The following is an 18610-nucleotide window of genomic DNA, read 5'->3' on the forward strand; positions in this document are numbered from 1 at the left end:
CTTTATGCCCCTTCGGGTGATTGGTTGTCATTGGGTCGGGTTCAGCTTGCGCACCAGCACGAAGAGCAGCGGGGCGCCAAGCAGGGCGGTGACGATGCCCAGCGGCAGCTCCTGCGGGGCCATGGAAGTGCGGGCGAGCACGTCGGCCCAGACCAGGAAGATCGCGCCGAGCAGGGCGGCCACAGGAAGCAGCTTGCGGTGCGTGGAGCCCACGCACAGCCGGGCGATATGCGGGATGATCAGCCCGACGAATCCGATGCCGCCGGAGGCCGCGACCAGCGCGCCCACGCACAGCGCGGTCACCACCATCACCGCCGCGCGCAGCTTCGCCGGGGAGATCCCCAGCGTCTGCGCGGTGGAATCGCCGATGGCCAGCGCATCCAGCGGGCGGGACCAGAGCAGCAGCAGCACCAAGGTGCCCAGCACCACCGCCCAGGTGAGCAGCGCGGACTGGACGGTGGCCTGGCCCAGCGAGCCGAGCGTCCAGAAGAGCACCGAGCGGCCCGCATTCGGGTCATCGGAGGCGAAGATCAGCAGCGAGGTCAGCGCGTGCAGCACGTAGCCCACGGACACCCCGGCGAGCACCAGCCGGGTGGAGGTCATCTGCGAGCCGACCCGGGCCAGCAGGAATACCGCAATCCCGGCGGCCAGCGCCCCAGCGAAGGCGCTGCCGGCCAGCGAAGCCGAGCCGATGCCGGCCGCGCTCCCGAAGAGGATCGAGGCCGCCGACAGCGTGGACGCCCCGGAAGTCACCCCCAGCAGGTAGGGTTCGGCCAGGATATTTCGGGTCAAGGCCTGCAGGGCCACCCCGGCCAGCGCAAGCCCGGCGCCGACGGCCGCGCCCAGCAGCACGCGGGGCCCGCGCAGCAGCAGCACGATGGATTCCTCGGAGTCGGTCCAGGCGCCTATCATTTGGCCGCCGGTCAGATGCTGGCGCAGGATCTGGATCACGGTGCCCGCCTCGATGGCCACCGGCCCGAGGCCCACGGCCACCGGCAGGGTAATCAGCAGCGCGCCGAGCAGCCCGGCGATCCACAGCCAGGTGTGCCGGGTGCGTTTGCCGTGCTCCAGGTCGTCTCCGGTGAACACCAGCGGCGCCGCCGGTGGTGTTGCGCCGCGCGGTTCGCCCAGCGCGGGATCCAGTTGGGTCATGGCTGCCTTTCCATCGATTCGTCATTCGTTGCGGTGCGCAGCGTCAGCGCGGCAATCAGGGCAAGCAGGGTGAACCCGCCGAGCACTGCGGCCGCGGCCAGATACCCCGCCGTACCCAGCGCCGCCCCGGCGGCACCCGCGCCGAGGAACAAGCCCAGGGACATGCCGGCGGCGTTCAGGCTCAGCGCGGTGCCACGCACTTCGGCGCAGCGGCGCACCAGCAGGGTCATCACCGCGGCGGAGACCACCGCGTGGCTGGCCGAGAGCACCGAGGTGCACAGCATCGCCAGCGGCAGCACCGGGGAAAGGTACACCCCGAGCAGGGCCAGCAGCGCCGCGGCCAAGGCGATGCCCATCACCGCCCGGGTGCGCCGCTCGGAGTCCTCGGCGTTCAGCATCCGTCCGGCCAGCAGATGCCCGAGGAAAAAGGATCCTCCGCTCAGCGACCAGACGAAGGCGAACCAGCCGGTGGATAGCTGGAATTTGTCTGCATACAGCGGGGCGAGGAAGGCCAGGTGCCCCATGAGCGCGCCGGCCCGCCCGAAGGAGACCAGCAGCAGGGCGCGTGCCCCGGGGATGGCGGCCAACGAGCGGAAGGCGGCCAGGTAGCCCAACCGCGGGGCCGGTTGGGCCGGTTGCCCCGCCACAGATTCCATCCGGCCGTAGCGCAGCAGTGCGGGCACCAGCGCAAAGGAGGCGATGGCGATGGCTACGAGGTTCCCCTGCCAGCCCCACCACAGTGCCGGCAGCACCAGCAGCGGTGCGCCCACCGTGGAGGCCAGGGTCTGGGCGGTCATCACCAGGGTGGCGGCGCGGCCCGCGGTGGGAGTATTCCCGAAGCGGTCCGCCGCGGCGGTGGACAGCGCCGGGTAGAGCAGCGCGTTGGATATGCCGGTGGCCAGGCAGAAGGCGGCCAGCGCGGCGAGCCCGGAAAAGGTCCCGAGCACCGCGGCGATCCCCAGCAGCGCCAGCGCGGCGGCGGCCACCCGTCCCGGGGCGATGCGCCCGATCAGCGGGGCCAGCGCAACGCCGGTGAGCACCGCGCCGACGCCGGCCAGCCCGCGCAGCGAGCCGACCTCGGCATAGCCGGCCCCGGCCCAGTCGGCGATCGGCACGAGGAAGGTGGAGAGCACGGTGAAGGGCAGCAGGCCCACGGCCGAGGCCAGCAGGGCGGGCCAGATCTCGGCGATGATCTTCCGCTCGCCGGGCAGCTTGCCGGTGGTGTCCAGTTCGGCCCGGCTCATGCGACGCTTCCGATCCCGGCGCGGATCATGCCCAGGTCTTCGCCGAAGTCCTGCACGGCGAAGGCCGCGGAGCGCGGCTGGGTGCCCAGTGCATGCGCCGCCTGCGTCAGCGCGCTCTCGTAGGCGGCCAGCAGGCGGTCGATCGTCGGGCAGGGCACCGCCAAGTGCCGGGCGAGGCCCTGGATGATCTTGGTGCGGTAGTAGTCTTCCCTCGGCATCCGCGGCACGTCCCAGCGGCCTGCGTCGTTGCGGAAGATCGGCCGAATGGGAATGGCGGAGAAGTCGAAGTAGCGCCCGTGGGCATCCGGTTCGGAGAAGGGGTCCACGAGCAGCGAGGCGTAGCGCACGTAGACGAGGTACTCCTGGTGGATGGCCGGCAGCTGCTCGAATGCCGCCACCTGCTCCGGGTCGATGCTCTGCGGGTGGACCGGGTAGCCGTCCTGGAGCATGAAGGCCAGCAGGTTGACTCCCTTCCCGCCCAGCGCGGCGATGATGGCCGAAAGCTCGCGCCACTGCTGGACCATGGCGTGGATCATGGATGGGGTGACCGGCCCCTCTGGGTAGAGCTTGTAGACGTACTGCGTCGGCGGCTTCGCGGCGAACACGGCGCGCAGCGTGACCTCGTTCATGAACAGCGCCGGATGCACGTACAGCGAAATATTCCGCGCCTCGGCTTCGGCTGGCAGGCCGAGCACCGCCAGCTCGGTGCCCGCCGCCTCATGCACGGCGCGCAGCCGTTCCAGTCCCGGCGAGCTGCCGCGATTCGATGCGGCGTAGATGCGGGCCTTGGCTCCGGCGGTCAACACCGCGGCGCCCGGGTATCCCTGCGGCCAGCGGGTGTCGCCCAGGTAGCTGGAGAAGCTGATCACCTCCGGATCCGCGCCCCGGGCGTTGGCGTATTCGCGCACCAGTGACCCGGAGCCCAAGGTGGGCGAGAGCAGGACGATGCGTTCGAACCCGGCCAGCACCTCACCGGCCAGTTGGCGCAGCACCGGGAGGTAGGCATCCGCAGTGACCGCCAGGAGCAGCGTGTCCCATTCCCCGGCCACCGATCCGTACCCGTGGAAGACGTGTTCGATCTGTGCTTCCCCGGCCAGTGCCGCGTGGGCGAGGTTCTGCACCTCGGCGCGCACGGTGCCCGCAGTTGTCTCCAGCGCGGCGAAGAATGCCGCCGCGCGCTGCGATTCGCGGCCCGCAAGGCCCAGGGTCCCGGGGAGCCGCCCGAGCAGCACCGCGCTTTGCACGGCCACCGGACCGGTCCCGGCGATGAGGATATTTCCCAATTCGTCCATCTGCTAAACGTCTTTTCCTATTGAGCGCTGCTTCACGTACAGCGCGATGTCGAATACCTGGTCCGGCTGGCGGATGATGTCGACCAGCCGCCAGAGCGCCGGGTCGACCTGCTGCATCGGGTAGTTGAACAGCGATTTAAGCCCGTCCCCGAAGCGCATGGCCACCACGATGTCCTCGCGGGTCAGCGCATGCATCTGGTGCAACAGTTCGTATTTCACGCCCACCGTGGAGCTGATCACCACGTGGGTGGCCTGCGCGGTGAAGTCCAGCTCGTGGAGCGCGCGTTCCTCCAGCACGATGTCCAGGCCCTCACCGAGCTGGGCCACGACCCGGCGCCCGAGCGCAATGGACTCGGCGTCGATGTCGATCCCGAGCGCGGACGCGCCGGTGCGTGAGGCGACGTTCAGCAGCGTCATCGGGAAGGATCCCGAGCCGACGAGCAACAGCTTGGAATCCCCGGTCAGCGCGACGGCCCCGAATTCCTTGGCGATGCAGGATTCGATATTGGCAAAGTATCCCTCCGCTCCCGCCTGCCCCTCCAGCAGCCGCAGCGCGCGGTACTTCTCGATGACCGCCACGCAGCGCGCCGACTGGCAACGCAGTTGGTCCACCAGCTCATCCGTGCCGGCGGCCGCGGCAAGTTGGGCGAAGGGGGTCACGTTGCCCGGATCGGTGACGAAGCGCGCGTAGTCCGCCAGCAGCTCCTCGAGCTCGCCAGCGTGCCGGGTCGAGCCGTCGTAGCCGTCGGCCGCCGCGCTGAAGTGGCGCAGGCAGCCGCGCAGCGTGGCCAGCATGGCCTGCGCACCGGAGCTCAGTTCCGGGCTTGCGCCAATCGATATTTCAGTCATGGATATATGCCCTCCCCTCGGCCACGATGGCCACGTGTCCGGCGACCCGCAGCCCGGTTACCGTTCCGGAGCCGTAGTCGGCTTCCACGTCCATGGTGCCGCCGGGTTGCCGTACGCTGGCGCAGACCGGAGCGCGGTTCTTCGCGGCCAGGTACGCGCCGAGCGCGGCGGTTCCCGAGCCGCAGCTGCGTTCCCAGAGCAGGCTGCCCAGTGCGGGCACGTTGATCAGCGGGTCCAGCGCCCCGCGCGCCGGATCGTAGAGCATCACCCCGGCAACGGAGACGCCTTCGCTATTGCCCAGCTGCAAAGCCGCCTGTTCGGCGTGCTCGCGCAGCCCCTGGCCGTGGCCGGCGCATTCAATGACAAGGTGCACCGAATCCGCATACCGCACCAGGGCCGTTCCCGAGCGGGCTCCCGGGGACGGGTAGGGTTCGATGCTCAGCGGCAGCGGGCTGTCCAGCTGGCAGCGGTAGCCCGAATCCCGGGGCTCGACTCGGCAGCTCAGCAGCTGATCGGCGCCCGAGGCTTCTAGAAAGAGTTCAACCCGGCCGGTCTGCCCCTGCCTCGAGGCGTGCAGCGCTGCCAGCGCCATCGCGGCGTTAGCGCAGAATTCGTCCCCTGCCATGTGCAGGCGCAACTGCGCCGCGGAGGATTCCGCCGGCAAGATGAACCCGACCTGTTCGGCATGCAGATGCTCGGCGCGCAACAACTGCTCCGCGATGGTGCGGTACTGCCGGGGCGGATGCTGGCTGGTGACCAGCACGGTGGTGTTGGATGTCGGGCTCAGCTTCGCGAAGTCCACTTCGGTGGTGCCCCTGGCCGCAGTGGAACGCGCGTATCTACGTGCAGGCAGCGCGGAGGCGTGCCGGCGGCCGGTGTGGCGCGGGGTCCGGCGCAGCTGTGCTGACTGGCTCATGGGGCGGACAACCGGTCCGCGAGCAGCTCCACGCCGTCCACGGCCAGCGGGCCGGGTGAGGAATAGTAGTAGTTCAGCGGCACCACGGCCGCGTCCTCCTCGATGGCAGCGAGGCCATCGAGCTCGGGTCGATCGCGCAGCGCCTGGAGCACCTCCTGGTCGGTTTCCAGTGCCGAGGAACCGGTAGGCAGGTACATCGCGAAGACCTTGTCGGCGGCGCTGGCGATCAGTTCTTCCGCGGAAGGGTCGAAGTAGCGCTTGGGCACATCGCCGAAGGCATTCTCCAGGCCGAGCAGCTCCATCTGCTCCGAGACCAGCGATTCCCCTCCATAGGATCCGAGGCCGCCGGCGCTCGGCACGTATAGGGACAGCGCGCGCTCTCCGCTGCCCTGCTCAACGCGCGCCGCGGCGGCCGCTACACGCTCGCGCATGTCCTCCACCGCATTCTCGGCCGCCTGATCGGTGCCGAACAACTGGCCGTAGGACTGCACGTCACGGTAGATCTGCTCGAATCCGCTCACTCCTCCGGTGGAGCGGTCTTCGAATCCGGCGCAGTAGCCGCTCACGGTCAGCATCTGGACCCCGGCCTCGTCCAGTCGTTCGGCCAGGGAATCCAGATCGACTCCGGCTGCGATATCGGTGCCGATGACCACGTCGACTCCCGAACCAAGGATCATCTCGTAGGAGACGTCGTGCGAGTCCTCCGTGATCCGCTCGGCGTCCTCCACCACGGCCTTGGTGGCCGCGTCGAAAGGCACCTCCAGGCTGCCAGCGTAGTGCGTCAGCTTGTCGCCGGCTCCAGCTGCGGACAGCAGCGCCGGAGCCTCCGAACCGACCGCGAGCACGCTGCGCGGTGCCGCGTCGAACACCACCTCCCGGCCGCAGCTGTCAAGGGTGATGCTGCCGGCGGCCGATTCATTCTGCGCGCTGTTCACGGTTCCGCCGGGGACGGCGCAGGCGGTGGCCACGGCCAGGATGACGGCGGGCATGGCCACCATCCAAGGATTGATTCTTCTCATAGATCATTGCTCCATTCGGTGCGGCCAGGGCGGGGACCTTAGGTCTCTGAGTACGCCTTTTAGCCAACAATCGTAAACACTAATGAGAATCATTCTCAAAAGTCAAAACGATGACGGCCCGCCGTCTCCTTGAACCCACGCCAGCCCCGCTCGCCCGGATAGGCCGCAGCGCACCTCGGAACAAAAATAGATCGCCCGCCGTACCCGGAATTTCCGGGTACGGCGGGCGATCTCCTGGATATCCAGCCTAGAGAGGATCTGGCATTAAAGCCCTTCAGCGGTCAACCAGGCCGAAGCGATATCGGCGGCCGACTTCTGGTCAACGGTGCTTTGCACATTCAACTCAACCAGGGTCTCGGCACTCAGCTTTTCGCTAACCGGGTTGAGCACCTCGGCCAGATCCGCTGACAGCTCGGCGGAGACCACCGGAACGACGTTCGAAGCCAGGAACAGCGACTCGGGATCTTCTAGCACCACGAGATCTTCAGTTTTGATGCGCGGGTCGGCGGTGAACACGTTGGCAATGTTCACCGTGCCGGCGACCAGATCTTCAACGGTGGTGTCGCCGGTCCCGGAGAAGTCAGCCTTCACCCTATAGACGCTTTCGAGCCCCTTAGGGCCGTAGGGGCGTTCGGCAAGCTCCGGTGGCCCGCCGAGGGTCAACGGCTCGCTAACATTCGCCAAGTCCTTGATGGACTTCAGGTTATTTTCCTCAGCAAACGCCCGGGTCACGGTGTAGGAGTCCTGGTCAGAGGCCTCGGCCGCTTCAAGGACCGCCAGAGAATCCGGAAGCTCCGACGTCAGCTCGGTGTAGACCTCATCGGCGGCACGCGCTTCGGTGTCTTCCTTGAAGAATTGCAGCAGATTGCCGGTGTACTCGGGGAACACATCGATACTGCCCTCTTCGAGCTGAGGCATGTACGCGTCCCGCTGACCAATGCTGTACTTGCGTTCCACCTCTTTGCCGGCACCTTCCAGCGCCTGGGCGTAGATCTCGGCAACGATCTCATTCGAGTAGTAGGCCTGCGAGCCGACAACAATCGTTTCTCCGCCGCCTTGTTCGGCGTTGCTCTCGGTTGCCAGCGGGTCTCCCCCTGCGCAACCAGCCAAGACAAGACTGCCGGCCAGCATTGCGGCTGCGCTCGGGATAGTGCGTTTCAGTTTCATGGCTTTTCCCTTTCCTGGGATGTCGAGTGATCTATTTTCGGGTTTGCATCTTCACCGGCGGTTTTGTCTGGGGCGAGCTTGCGCGGTGCCTTCTTCCTAGCTTTTCCCAGGCCCTCCGGAACTGCCGTCTTTTGAATCACGGCGAACAACAGGTCCAGGAGCAGCGCAAGCACCGCCACCATGAGCGCTCCGCCGAGAACCATGTCGAAGCGCCGCAGATTCAGCCCGGTAATAATTGGCAGGCCCAGCCCGCCAAGGTTCACGTAGGCCGCGATGGTCACCGTTGCGACCACTTGCAGCATGGCTGACCGGATTCCGCCTACGACCAGCGGCAGGCCGAGCGGGATTTCAACCTTGAAGAGGATCTGCCACTCGGTCATCCCCATAGACCGAGCCGCGTCAAGGGTCTTGCGGTCTATGGCTTCAAACCCCGTATAGGCTCCGGCCAGCAGCGAAGGGATGGCCAGTAGAACAAAGGCGACCATGGCTGCTTCGGGTTTGTGCAGCACGCCAAAGAGCAGCACCAATAAGATCAGCAGGCCGAAAGAAGGTATCGCACGGGCGACACCCGCGGCGCCCACGGCGATCTCGCGCCCAATGCCGGTGTGCCCGATCGCCCAACCGGCAGGGATGGCAATGACTCCCGCAAGAAGCACCGCCGCCACCGTGAACAGCAGATGCTGGCCAAGCAATGCCTGCAGTCCCCCGCTGCCTTCCCACTGCTCTGGCGCGGAAATCCATTCAAGTGCCTTGGCAATCAGGTTCATAGCGACACCCGCATTCTGGCCGCATGCGTAGCTTTTCGCTTTGGTTGCTTAATTTGACGTGTCCAAGGCATCAGCCATCGTCCGAGGAGGACTAAGAACAAGTCGATGGCCAGGGCAATCAAGGCCACCGCAAGGATCCCCGAAAAGACTTCTTCGATGATGCGCCGCTGGAGGCCGTTCGTGAACAGGTATCCCAGGTTCGTCACACCCACCAAGATTCCCACGGTCGCTAGCGAGATGGTGCTGACCGCGGTGACGCGCAGTCCGGCGAGAATCACCGGACCGGCAAGCGGCAGGTCCACCTCGAAAAACCGGCGCCCGGGCCCGTAGCCCACGGCAGTTGCGGCCGCGCGCGCGGCAGGGTCTACGGAGTCCAGTCCGTCCACGACGCCGCGGACCATAATCGCAATCGCGTAAATGCTCAGTGCCACGATCAGGTTGGCTTCACTGATCGCGCTCATTCCGGTGAGCACCGGCAGGAGCATCAGCAACGCGAGCGAGGGGATGGTGTAGAGCAGGCCGGTGGTTGTCACTACCGGTCCGCGAACGATTCGAAATCGCCAAGCTACCCAGCCCAGCGGGATGGAAAGCAGGAATCCGATGACGATCGCTATCAGGCTCTGCCGCAAGTGCTCTAGCGACAGCGACCCGATGAGTCCCAGATTCTCGAGTATCCAGTTCACGCCTTGGATCCGTCCTCGACGAGTCTTCCCTGGGTCCGGCCTTGGGAATCCACGAGCACGGCACCGTGGGGCGTATTTTTGACGCTCAGTGCTCTGGCTCCACGGTCTGTGCCGATGAAAGAAGCCACGAACTCGTTGGCTGGGTTTTCAATGATTTCACTCGGGCTACCCACCTGCAGCTTCTGCGCACCGGCGGACAGGATCACCACCTGGTCGCCGAGGAGGAATGCCTCATCGATATCATGGGTGACGAAGACAATCGTCTTATCAAGTTCTTGTTGCAGCCGAATCAGTTCCTGCTGCAGTTCGGCGCGCACAATGGGATCGACGGCACCGAAGGGCTCATCCATGAGCAAAATATTCGGGTCAGAAGCCAAGCCACGGGCCACTCCGACACGTTGCTGCTGGCCTCCGGATAACTGGTGCGGGTATCGGTCAGCCATGGTTGAGGGCAGGCCTACGGTCTCCATAAGTTCCAGTGCCCGGGTTCGGGCAACCTTGCGAGATTTGCCTTCGAGCCGGGGAACCGTGGCGATGTTCTCTGCCACGGTGAAATGCGGGAGAAGCCCCGAGTTCTGCATGACGTAGCCGATACTGCGGCGCAGGCCCACCGCGGGCTTTGTGGATACATCCTGGTCGTCTATGCGGACCGTGCCGGCACTGGGGTCAACCATGCGATTGATCATGCGCAGCAGTGTCGTCTTGCCGCAACCAGAGGAACCCACGAATACGGTGGTGCGATGGGCTGGAATCGTCAGGCTGAAGTCCTCAACAGCTGTGGTGCCGTCTGGATAGTGCTTGGAAACGGTATCAAATTCGATCATGCACTGTTGCTCCCCACTAGCTCGTTGTGATCAGCTGCGTCGTGCCTGTGCATACATTGGCTCCTTGCGGTGGCGTTGAGCCTAATTCTGCCCTAAAAATCCGTTGACGGCACGGCAGACTATGAATTGATTTTCGCTCGATCTTCGAGACAATACGCACTAAACCTTCAAGCCACATTAGGATCGACATAAACATAGTTACTACTTTTGGAGGAATATCTTGCTTATCCCCGCCGTTGTCCTAGCGTCCCTCTCGCTGACCACCGGGATTTTTACGGCCTCTGCGCCAGCGGTGACTGGCCCCGAAGCAGAATTACTGACAGAAATGTGGGATTCGGTGCTGACCCTCGATGCGGCCACCGGGTTGGTCCTTGACGAAAACATGCAGCAGGAATGGGTCTCAATGACGGTCGTGGACGTCCAAACAGGAAAAATTCTAAGTGAGACCACACTGACTCCTGGGTATGCAGGAACTCCGGTCCAGGTTCCGATATCGGTTCTTCCGCTTCGAGATCGCTTGGGCTGGAATTAGTCGCTTTTCGCCGAAGACGGAATGCTCCGACCTCCACAACCGTTCGCTGGACGGAGCTTTGCCTGTTTCCATCGCACGATCATCGTTCTGATAAGCGCCACGAAGGACAGCGGGATCACCATTGCCCCGGCAGCCAGCGATAGATCAGCGGTGATTCGGAATACTCCAGCCTCAGGGAAAGCATCGCTCAGCAGCAGTGCCCATATGGTGCTTGGAATAATTCCCAGAGCCAGCGAGAGCAACGTGAACAGCAGAACGCTCACCCGAGTTGAAACGACGAATCCAAGGAACGCCATCAACCCAGCGAATCCGAGCCACGGCAGCAGCGGGAAACCCAGTGCAAACCACAAACCCGCGTCGAGATAAGTCCACCAAGGGGCACGGGCAAGCAACGGATCCACGACAAGCAACAAGATCGCCCATCCTGATCCGCAAAGCAGCGGCAGAAATCGCCATTTGTTTTTTGTTACCAGTTGATTGTTCCCGACACCGCGCGTTTGCTCAGAGATCTCCACGGATTCGTTCCTGTCGGGTTTTGAAAGTCTTAGTGATTGGACCTGCACCGAGGAGATGCGCTTCGATTGGAGCCTTGCCTATTCCGCGGGTGCTGCCGACTGTGGCCGAATCCAAGTTGCTGCCCTTCGTTGCGCTAGCCCACGAATGCTCATCCACGCGATAGCGAAGCACAGCATGAGGAAGGCCAAAGCAGAGGCAAGCCCGGATACGAGGTCCAGCGCTTGGGAGAAAATTGCGCCGAGCGCCAGTACCACGAAGACCCCGCCGGCGGCGGAACCGATCGCGCCCATCAGCGCCTGGGAGTTTCCGGTAGCTGCGGGTCGCTTCTTCTCACGAATCGCCAGGGCGATGGTTGCCCCCGTGGCGGGAAAGACCGCGGCGATCGCGCCGATCCACGCGCCGTTGGCCAAGGCCAGCACCAGCCCCCCACCAATGCCGGACAGCGAGAACGGTGATTCCTTAGCCAGAATTGGCCAGAAAATTGCGGCGCCGAGCGCGGCGCCAAACACAATGCCGGCCAGGATCGCCAGCCCGAAGAGCGGCAAAGTGAACGATTCGGCCTTCTGCCCAGCAATTTTCACCATATGGTGATCATATCCGATTGCTATTTGACTTGTCGATATTTAATGCGTTGCAGTGATACGTCAGTCTTTGCCGGTTAGTCGTTCAGGTCGTTTGCCCCACGGACCCGAGCTTGGCGGTCAGGGAATCCCGCCGCTGCCAGCAGCCGAGCAGGCCCAGTCTGGGGAGCAGCAAGCTGGCTGAACGCTGCGCGCGGAGCGTTAACATGGCCCCAGCATCGGCAGAGTTCCTTGCCTTGGATACACGAAATGCCCCAAACCGCTGGTGGTTTGGGGCATTTCGAGGATTGAAGCTTAGGCTTCGAGCACTACCGGAACGATCATCGGACGGCGGCGCAGCTTGCGCGACACCCACGAACCGATGACGCGGCGCACGATCTGCTGCAGCTGGTGGGTGGAGTGGTTTGGATTGTTAGCCACTGCCTCCAAGATCGCTGCGGCGATCTTTGGCTTGATCTCGTTGAAGACCGCATCGTCCTCGGCCACGCCGCGGGCGTGGATGTCTGGCCCGGAGATCAAGGTGCCGTTCTGGCGGTTGATCACGGTGATCACCGAGATGAAACCTTCTTCGCCCAGGGTGACACGGTCCTTGAGGTCCTCGTCGGTGATGGTGCCGACCTTGGAACCATCCACGTAGACGTAACCGCATTCGACCTGGCCAACGAGTTCGGCTACGCCGTCCTTGAGGTCAATGACCGAACCGTCTTCCGCGAGGATGACGCTCTCTTCCGGAACACCGGACAGCGCGGCCAAACGGCCATTGGCGATCAGGTGGCGGGTTTCGCCGTGGACCGGAAGAACGTTCTTCGGACGGACGATGTTGTAGCAGTACAACAGCTCACCGGCCGAGGCGTGGCCGGAAACGTGGACCTTGGCCATGCCCTTATGGATGACCTCGGCGCCCAAGCGCATCAGGCCGTTGATCACGCGGAAGACCGCGTTCTCGTTGCCCGGGATGAGGCTGGAGGCCAGGATCACGGTGTCACCCGGGTTGATCTGGACCTTGTGTTCACCGTTGGCCATGCGGGACAGTGCCGCCATTGGCTCACCCTGCGAACCGGTGGACATCAGCACCACCTTGTGATCCGGCAGCTGGTCAACCTGCTTCAGGTCAACAACGACCCCCTGCGGGATGTGCAGGTAGCCGAGGCGCTCGGCGATGCCCATATTGCGCACCATCGAACGGCCGATGAAAGCAACCTTGCGGCCGTGCACGGCTGCAGCATCCAGCACCTGCTGGACGCGGTGCACATGCGAGGAGAAGGAGGCGACGATGATCCGGCGGCGGGCCCGAGCAAACTTCGCTTCCAGCACCGGACCGATTTCGCGTTCGGCGACGGTGAAGCCCGGCACCTCGGCGTTGGTCGAGTCGGTGAGGAACAGGTCCACGCCCTCCTCGCCGAGCTTGGCGAAGTGGCGCAGGTCGGTGATGCGGCCGTCGAGCGGCAGCTGATCCATCTTGAAGTCACCGGTGTGCAGCACGGTACCGGCTTCGGTACGCACGAACACGGCCAGCGCGTCTGGGATCGAGTGGTTCACCGCGACGAATTCGCACTCGAACTCGCCGATCTGAGCCACTTCATTCTCGGTGACCACGTTGGTGATCGCCTTGATGCGGTGCTCGGCCAGCTTGGCTTCGATGAAGGCAAGGGTCAGCTTCGAACCATACAGCGGGATATCTTCGCGCAGACGCAATAGGTACGGAACCGCACCGATGTGGTCTTCGTGGCCGTGGGTGAGCACTACGCCCACCACGTCGTCCAGACGATCCTTGATGTAGGAGAAGTCGGGCAGAATCAGGTCAACGCCCGGCTGGTGCTCTTCGGGGAAGAGCACACCGCAGTCGATGATCAACAGCTTGCCGTTGATCTCGAAAACGGTCATATTGCGGCCGACCTCGCCCAATCCGCCCAGCGGAACGGTACGTAGGGTCCCCTTCTTCAGCTTGGTCGGCTTCTGCATACGCGCAGTATCGGCCTTGCCTACTGAACTTTCAGTCATAAGTGGTTAAGCCCTTTCGTTAAAGATCCCATCCACCTTCACGTAGGTCCGCGCGGATGGCATCGAGTTCTGCGTCCGATGGTGCCAGTAGCGGCAATCGAACGACGGTGTTCGGCAGGACACCCTGCCAGTGAAGTCCATATTTTGCGGCAACTGCGCCCTGAATGTGGCCCATGATGCCGCGCTGGATCGGGTCCAGCTCGAAGTGTGTAGCGCGTGCAGTCGCCAAATCCCCGGCATGCATCGCATCAACAAGCGTACGGTACTTAGCCGCTGCGACGTGAGCCGTCACGGAAACGACACCGGCGGCGCCGGCTGCCATCAGTGGCAAAGTCAGTCCGTCGTCCCCGGAGTACACGTGCAAATCGGTGTTAGCCAGCACGGTGGTGGTCGACTGGTAGTCGGCCTTTGCATCCTTCAACGCAATGACCTGAGGAATCTGCGCTAATTCAATGATAGTTTCCGGGCTCAGCGCGATTCCGGTGCGTCCAGGGATGTCGTACATCATGATCGGCAGGTCAATGGCCTCGGCAATCGCCTTCACGTGGGCGATGATTCCAGCCTGACTTGGCTTGTTGTAATAAGGCGCGGTGACCAGGATGCCGTGAACTCCGGCCTCCTTAGCACCGAGCGACAAACGGATGGAGTGGCGAGTGTCATTAGTTGTGGAGCCTGCCAGCACCGCTGCGCGGTCGCCCACCGCATTGACGACGGTGCGGAACATTTCGATGTTCTCTTCGTCGGTGAGCGTCGAGGTCTCCCCGGTAGTGCCGGTGACGACCAGACCGTCGCAGCCTTCATCAACGAGTTTGACAGCCAGCTTGGCGGCGACATCATAGTCAACCTCACCTGCCTCGGTGAAGGGGGTGACCATCGCGGTCAGCACGGTACCGAACGGGAACGACTGATTATCAATTTCACTAGTTGCCATGGCTTAAATCTACACGCGGAAGTGTCTTGATGGCATATTCATGTTGTTCCGTGATGCGATATGTCTATGGACGTGGAAACAAAGGCCCGCAGACTGCCCGGATTAGATGCAGCCAGGGCGCTAGCCATCTTGGGAATGTTTGCCGCCCATATCTTTGATCTCTTCGCCCGCGATGCGACGGGTGCGCTGCAGCCAACCCTGACCGGAGCCGCGGCAAATGGCCGCTCCTCGGTGCTCTTCATGGTGCTCGCCGGTGTTTCGCTGACCTTGTTCGCCCGCGCGCTGGAACGCAAGGGCATGGATCGCAAGTCCTCGTCGCTGGTGCTGCTGCGCCGCGCGGCGGTTATCGCGGCGCTGGGCATGCTGATCGGCCCGGCGAACGAGTCCATCGCGAACATCCTGGTGCACTACGGATTGCTGTTCCTCGTGCTGATCCCGGCGTTATTCGTGCCAGCGAAAGTTCTGTGGGCACTGGCCGGTGGCTGGCTGCTGCTCGCTCCACTCATCTGGCGGCCGCTGGCGGCCGGTGATGCCGGAGCGTCGCTGAACCACAACCCGACCTTCACCGACTTTGCGCACCCGGGATTGCTGCTTGAGGACCTGCTGGTCACCGGGTACTACCCGCTGCTGATCTGGATCGGCTATGGCCTGCTCGGGGTAGCTGTGGGGAAACTTCGACTGGCTAGCCGAGGCACGGTGGCATGGTTGGCAGCTGGCTCGGTAGTCGTCGCGGCGCTAAGCCTGCTCATTGGATGGCTGAAGATCCTGCCTTGGGTCGATGGGATCGGCGCGGTCTCCGGGGTTCCTCGCTCGCAGCTGTTTACCGCGCTGGTCACCGGGCGCTCACCGTCCGGGAACCTCGACTCGTTCATGACTCAATCCGCTTATATTTGGCTTCCCACCGCGCACTCAGGGTCGCTGATTTTCACCATTCATGCAGCCGCCTGCGCCGTTGCGCTCTTGGCGGTATCGCTGCTCTCAATCCCCTATCTGGGCTATTTCGGCCAGCTCATTGCAAGCGCCGGGAGGGCTCCGCTGACACTCTACATCGGTCATTTGATCTTGTTGCCGATGCTGCAGCTGGGGCTCTCGCAGTGGACCCAATGGTGGGTATTGTGCGTGCTGATGCTGCTCACCGCGTTGATCTTGCACCACACCCGTAGGGCAGGCCCGCTGGAAGCTGGAATTCGCTACCTGAGTGAATTGCCGAATGCGGACCACAAAGAGAACCCAAGCTAAGCTCTCCGCCAGTCCCCGAAGGCAAGAAATATGCATCTCGCTATTAGGCCAACTGACAAGGGATTAGTTAGACTTTCCTTATGATCAAACGCGTCCATTCCCGGCAGAGGCTGCATAATATTCCGCTCAAATCTTCGTGCATTTTGCTTGCTCTTGCGCTCATCGGATGCTCTTCGGCGCCCATCGATCCACCGCGCGAACCTTCATCTGCACCATCCGAATCCCCCGCTGCCCCAAGCCTTCGCGAATTTGATCTTGACAACGCGTTATGGGAATTAAGCGACGGATACGGTTCCGAAGAATCCACAGCGCTTCAGTTCAAGAACGGCAAGGCGAACCTCAACACCGCCGAATACTCCATTGGGGACGTAGTCTATTCGGATATGAACGGCGATGGAGTCGAAGATGCCTTAGCGCCGGTCGAAATGCTAGACGGCAACAGCTTCTCCTCGCTTTGGTTTATCTGGCTAGCGGCCATCGAACAGCCAGAACAATTAATCCACCCTGTAGCGGCCAGCAGAAGCTGCGGTGATTTCATCAATGAGGTGACCGCCATACCCGGTGGCATAGAGATTACGGAAACTCGTCGCACCATCTTCGATGAGGACCGATCATGCGCAGAGGGAGGAACCTGGGAGGAAACGCGAACCATCGCCGTCGAGCAATTTGGCGAGGACAAGATCTGGCTTCCCGTTCAAACGGGCCCCGAACGCGGCTACGGCGGCGTTTGCAATGAAGAACTGCCCGGCGATGTCGTGCCCTTTGACGAGCCCTACTACCTGGCGCCCACGACGGAAGCCAAGGAGGAATTCTCATCTGGTGAGATCCGCGGGATCAGCATTGCTGGACTTGAAGATCAAGGCACTGAGGGCGGAGAACCCGGCGGGTGGCGGCTCTACAACGTGGTGGAGAATGACGACTCCGTAGAGCGCTGCATCTGGCTCCCCATCCACTAGAGCTAGACTTCTGAAATATCTCAATTAAAACGGCAGGAGCTTCGAAACCAAGAGTAGGTTGCGAAGCTCCTGCCGTTTCATGTGTTCAGATCACTTGCTCGTTGTGCTCGCGTTCTTCTCGGCCACGAAGAAATTCACGGCAGTTCGCATCGAAGCTCGTGCACGTTTCCGGTCTCCACTGGCGTCATAAGCCAAAGCCAAGCGGTACCAAGACTTCCAGGATTCAGGATGGGCCTCGACGTCTTGCTTGTGGATCGGGAAGTCAGCGTCAGCAGCTTCTCGCACGAACCTGCCCGAGGGCATGCGTGGCAAGTCTTCCGGCAGTTCGCCGAGTTCTGCGAGAATTTTTCCCATCTTCTCGGTGCGCAGTCCGAAGAGAATCTCGCGGATCAAGATCCACACGCCCAGCGCAGGAATGACGAAGACCGCAACGCCTATGGCGATGGCGATCGGTTCGCCGGTGCGCATGAAGCGCATCGCTTGGGTGAAGGACATGGCAATATACAAAACGAACAGCAGCAGAATGCCGCCTACCCATAGTTTGGTTTTCACTGGCCCAACTCCAAGTAGCCGTCGAGCCCATAGGTAAGTCCTGGGCGCGAGGCGACGGTACGCAGGCCGAGCAGCACCCCTGGCATGAAGGATGCCCGGTCATAAGAATCGTGGCGCAGGGTGAACTGCTCGCCGGGGCCGCCGAAAAGAACTTCCTGATGGGCCACCAGACCGCGCAGACGCACTGAATGTACGTGCACGTCGTCCACGAGGGCGCCTCGGGCACCGTCAAGTTGGGTTTCCGTTGCGTCCGGGCTTTTCGCCACGCCGGCGTCCCTGCGGGCTGCGGCAATCAGCTCGGCGGTGCGCACCGCGGTGCCGCTGGGTGCATCCACCTTGTTGGGGTGGTGCAGTTCGATAATCTCTACCGACTCAAAGTATTTTGCGGCCGTGGCCGCGAAGGCGCTGGCAAGCACCGAACCAAGAGCAAAGTTTGGGGCGATCAGCACACCTGCTTCGGGGTGCTGCGCGAGCAGGTGCTCAAGCTTCGCACGGCGCTCGTCGTCCCACCCGGTGGTTCCCACTACTGCGTGCAAGCCATTCTCCACGGCGAAGCGCACGTTGGCTTCGGTGGCTGTCGGTACCGACAGGTCAACGATGTGGGTTGCGCCTGCCTCAAGAATTTCTTTCAGGTCTGCGCCTCGTCCAAGGCTCGCCACGAGATCCATATCGGCGGCTTCGGAGACGGCTTTAACCGCTTCCGCGCCCATTCGTCCTGCGGCGCCAAGCACCGCAACCTTAATCTGTGCACTCATGGGTTTAAGCCTATCGCCTGTACCCTGCAGGTCTTCGCATCGGTGACGTGATCTGCGCCTGATCCAGTCGCGACGGCACCGCGGGGATCCACCTCCAAGATTTTGCGATCATCTCGAGATATACGGCGTGTAGCTTGTAATTCAATTCTTCACAAGGAAAAATGGAAGACAGGATCTTTCTAGGAGTTGTCAAGTAATGGGGACCGTCCTGAAGCGATGGCGCGCTATCACATTCATCTTATTTGCTGTTGCTTGTGGAACTGTCGCTTGCGGTTCCGGCGATGTACCGACGTCGTTAAGCGATGAAGAGCGCTCTAGGCTCGTTGATCTGCTGGAGCAGGAAAGCTCGTGGATCGACACGCCATCATGCCAAGTCGAAGTTTTCCGTCAGGACGCCGATACCACCTATGGCTGGGCGACTTGCGTGACCGCAGCCTCGGCACCCGATCAGGAAATAGACCAGGGGCATTCCTACCCTTTCCGTGCCGATGGCAGTGAAGTAAGCACTCCCGGTGACGGCAGCGACTATCAAAAAAACGTTGAAAAGCTCTTCCCCAAGGACCTTTGGCCGGCAATCGAGCAACACGCGGTGGGTCTGCCTTAAAGCTGCAATGCACCATTGCTCGCGATGATT

Annotated in this window: 21 protein-coding genes; 4 read left to right on the forward strand and 17 right to left on the reverse strand. The window is 62.7% G+C overall.

What is annotated here, in order from left to right; genetic code table 11:
* Positions 1-27: 27 nt before the first annotated feature.
* The 10 genes from CQ017_RS16900 to CQ017_RS16945 all read right to left on the reverse strand — a co-directional run bounded on the left by CQ017_RS16900 (position 28) and on the right by CQ017_RS16945 (position 9913).
* Entirely contained in the window at positions 28-1152 is a 1125-nt protein-coding gene (locus tag CQ017_RS16900; RefSeq protein ID WP_105554695.1) for an iron ABC transporter permease, read from the reverse strand.
* Entirely contained in the window at positions 1149-2396 is a 1248-nt protein-coding gene (locus tag CQ017_RS16905; protein WP_105554696.1) for an MFS transporter, read from the reverse strand. The genes CQ017_RS16900 and CQ017_RS16905 overlap by 4 nt, the downstream gene beginning before the upstream one ends.
* Positions 2393-3688 carry an opine metallophore biosynthesis dehydrogenase gene (locus CQ017_RS16910; protein ID WP_105554697.1) on the reverse strand — a complete coding sequence of 432 codons (1296 nt, stop codon included), beginning with the start codon at positions 3686-3688 and terminating at the stop codon, positions 2393-2395. Before CQ017_RS16910 ends, CQ017_RS16905 begins: the two co-directional genes overlap by 4 nt.
* 3 nt (positions 3689-3691) lie before the next feature.
* Positions 3692-4537 (reverse strand): class I SAM-dependent methyltransferase, encoded by an 846-nt coding sequence (locus tag CQ017_RS16915; RefSeq protein ID WP_258133779.1) that lies wholly within the window; start codon positions 4535-4537, stop codon positions 3692-3694.
* The gene (locus CQ017_RS16920) at positions 4530-5453 is read right to left on the reverse strand and encodes a diaminopimelate epimerase (RefSeq protein ID WP_105554698.1); all 924 of its coding nucleotides are present in this window, start codon (positions 5451-5453) and stop codon (positions 4530-4532) included. The genes CQ017_RS16915 and CQ017_RS16920 overlap by 8 nt, the downstream gene beginning before the upstream one ends.
* Entirely contained in the window at positions 5450-6472 is a 1023-nt protein-coding gene (locus CQ017_RS16925) for an ABC transporter substrate-binding protein (RefSeq protein ID WP_105554699.1), read from the reverse strand. Before CQ017_RS16925 ends, CQ017_RS16920 begins: the two co-directional genes overlap by 4 nt.
* A gap of 264 nt (positions 6473-6736) precedes the next feature.
* On the reverse strand, positions 6737-7639 hold the full coding sequence (locus CQ017_RS16930) for an ABC transporter substrate-binding protein (protein WP_105554700.1): 903 nt from the start codon (positions 7637-7639) through the stop codon (positions 6737-6739).
* Positions 7636-8406, reverse strand: a complete 771-nt coding sequence (locus CQ017_RS16935; protein WP_105554701.1) for an ABC transporter permease — start codon at positions 8404-8406, stop codon at positions 7636-7638. Before CQ017_RS16935 ends, CQ017_RS16930 begins: the two co-directional genes overlap by 4 nt.
* Positions 8403-9089, reverse strand: a complete 687-nt coding sequence (locus CQ017_RS16940) for an ABC transporter permease (protein WP_105554702.1) — start codon at positions 9087-9089, stop codon at positions 8403-8405. Before CQ017_RS16940 ends, CQ017_RS16935 begins: the two co-directional genes overlap by 4 nt.
* Positions 9086-9913: an ABC transporter ATP-binding protein gene (locus CQ017_RS16945; protein ID WP_096288127.1), complete on the reverse strand. Its 828-nt coding sequence runs from the start codon at positions 9911-9913 to the stop codon at positions 9086-9088. Before CQ017_RS16945 ends, CQ017_RS16940 begins: the two co-directional genes overlap by 4 nt.
* Before the next feature lie 220 nt (positions 9914-10133).
* Here CQ017_RS16945 and CQ017_RS16950 point away from each other — a divergent pair, with 220 nt between their 5' ends.
* Entirely contained in the window at positions 10134-10445 is a 312-nt protein-coding gene (locus tag CQ017_RS16950) for a hypothetical protein (RefSeq protein WP_105554703.1), read from the forward strand.
* On the opposite strand, the gene CQ017_RS16955 is transcribed toward CQ017_RS16950, so the two are convergent.
* From CQ017_RS16955 to dapA, 5 genes are all read right to left on the reverse strand, one after another.
* Positions 10442-10960, reverse strand: coding sequence for a hypothetical protein (locus tag CQ017_RS16955; RefSeq protein WP_105554704.1), 519 nt, complete (start codon positions 10958-10960; stop codon positions 10442-10444). The genes CQ017_RS16950 and CQ017_RS16955 overlap by 4 nt on opposite strands.
* A 78-nt stretch (positions 10961-11038) precedes the next feature.
* Positions 11039-11545, reverse strand: coding sequence for a hypothetical protein (locus CQ017_RS16960; RefSeq protein ID WP_105554705.1), 507 nt, complete (start codon positions 11543-11545; stop codon positions 11039-11041).
* An 82-nt stretch (positions 11546-11627) separates the two neighbouring features.
* A complete protein-coding gene (locus CQ017_RS18455; RefSeq protein ID WP_258133780.1) occupies positions 11628-11750 on the reverse strand; it encodes a hypothetical protein in 123 nt (40 codons plus the stop codon).
* A gap of 86 nt (positions 11751-11836) precedes the next feature.
* Positions 11837-13504 (reverse strand): ribonuclease J, encoded by a 1668-nt coding sequence (locus tag CQ017_RS16965; RefSeq protein ID WP_374954802.1) that lies wholly within the window; start codon positions 13502-13504, stop codon positions 11837-11839.
* A gap of 58 nt (positions 13505-13562) precedes the next feature.
* A complete protein-coding gene (dapA, locus tag CQ017_RS16970; protein WP_105554706.1) occupies positions 13563-14474 on the reverse strand; it encodes a 4-hydroxy-tetrahydrodipicolinate synthase in 912 nt (303 codons plus the stop codon).
* Positions 14475-14540: 66 nt separating this feature from the next.
* Here dapA and CQ017_RS16975 point away from each other — a divergent pair, with 66 nt between their 5' ends.
* Together CQ017_RS16975 and CQ017_RS16980 are read left to right on the forward strand one after the other, a co-directional pair.
* Positions 14541-15713, forward strand: coding sequence for a heparan-alpha-glucosaminide N-acetyltransferase domain-containing protein (locus tag CQ017_RS16975; RefSeq protein ID WP_181148510.1), 1173 nt, complete (start codon positions 14541-14543; stop codon positions 15711-15713).
* Positions 15714-15793: 80 nt separating this feature from the next.
* Positions 15794-16669, forward strand: a complete 876-nt coding sequence (locus CQ017_RS16980) for a hypothetical protein (protein WP_105554708.1) — start codon at positions 15794-15796, stop codon at positions 16667-16669.
* 90 nt (positions 16670-16759) lie between these two features.
* Here the strand turns inward: CQ017_RS16980 and CQ017_RS16985 are convergent, their stop codons facing one another.
* Positions 16760-17221, reverse strand: a complete 462-nt coding sequence (locus tag CQ017_RS16985; protein ID WP_096288151.1) for a hypothetical protein — start codon at positions 17219-17221, stop codon at positions 16760-16762.
* On the reverse strand, positions 17218-17976 hold the full coding sequence (dapB, locus tag CQ017_RS16990; RefSeq protein ID WP_096288153.1) for a 4-hydroxy-tetrahydrodipicolinate reductase: 759 nt from the start codon (positions 17974-17976) through the stop codon (positions 17218-17220). Before dapB ends, CQ017_RS16985 begins: the two co-directional genes overlap by 4 nt.
* A 196-nt stretch (positions 17977-18172) precedes the next feature.
* Between dapB and CQ017_RS16995 the strand changes: the two genes are divergently transcribed.
* The gene (locus CQ017_RS16995) at positions 18173-18580 is read left to right on the forward strand and encodes a hypothetical protein (RefSeq protein WP_105554709.1); all 408 of its coding nucleotides are present in this window, start codon (positions 18173-18175) and stop codon (positions 18578-18580) included.
* Positions 18581-18610: the final 30 nt, after the last annotated feature.

The organism is Arthrobacter sp. MYb224, from assembly GCF_002975455.1.
Classification (GTDB): Bacteria; Actinomycetota; Actinomycetes; order Actinomycetales; family Micrococcaceae; genus Glutamicibacter.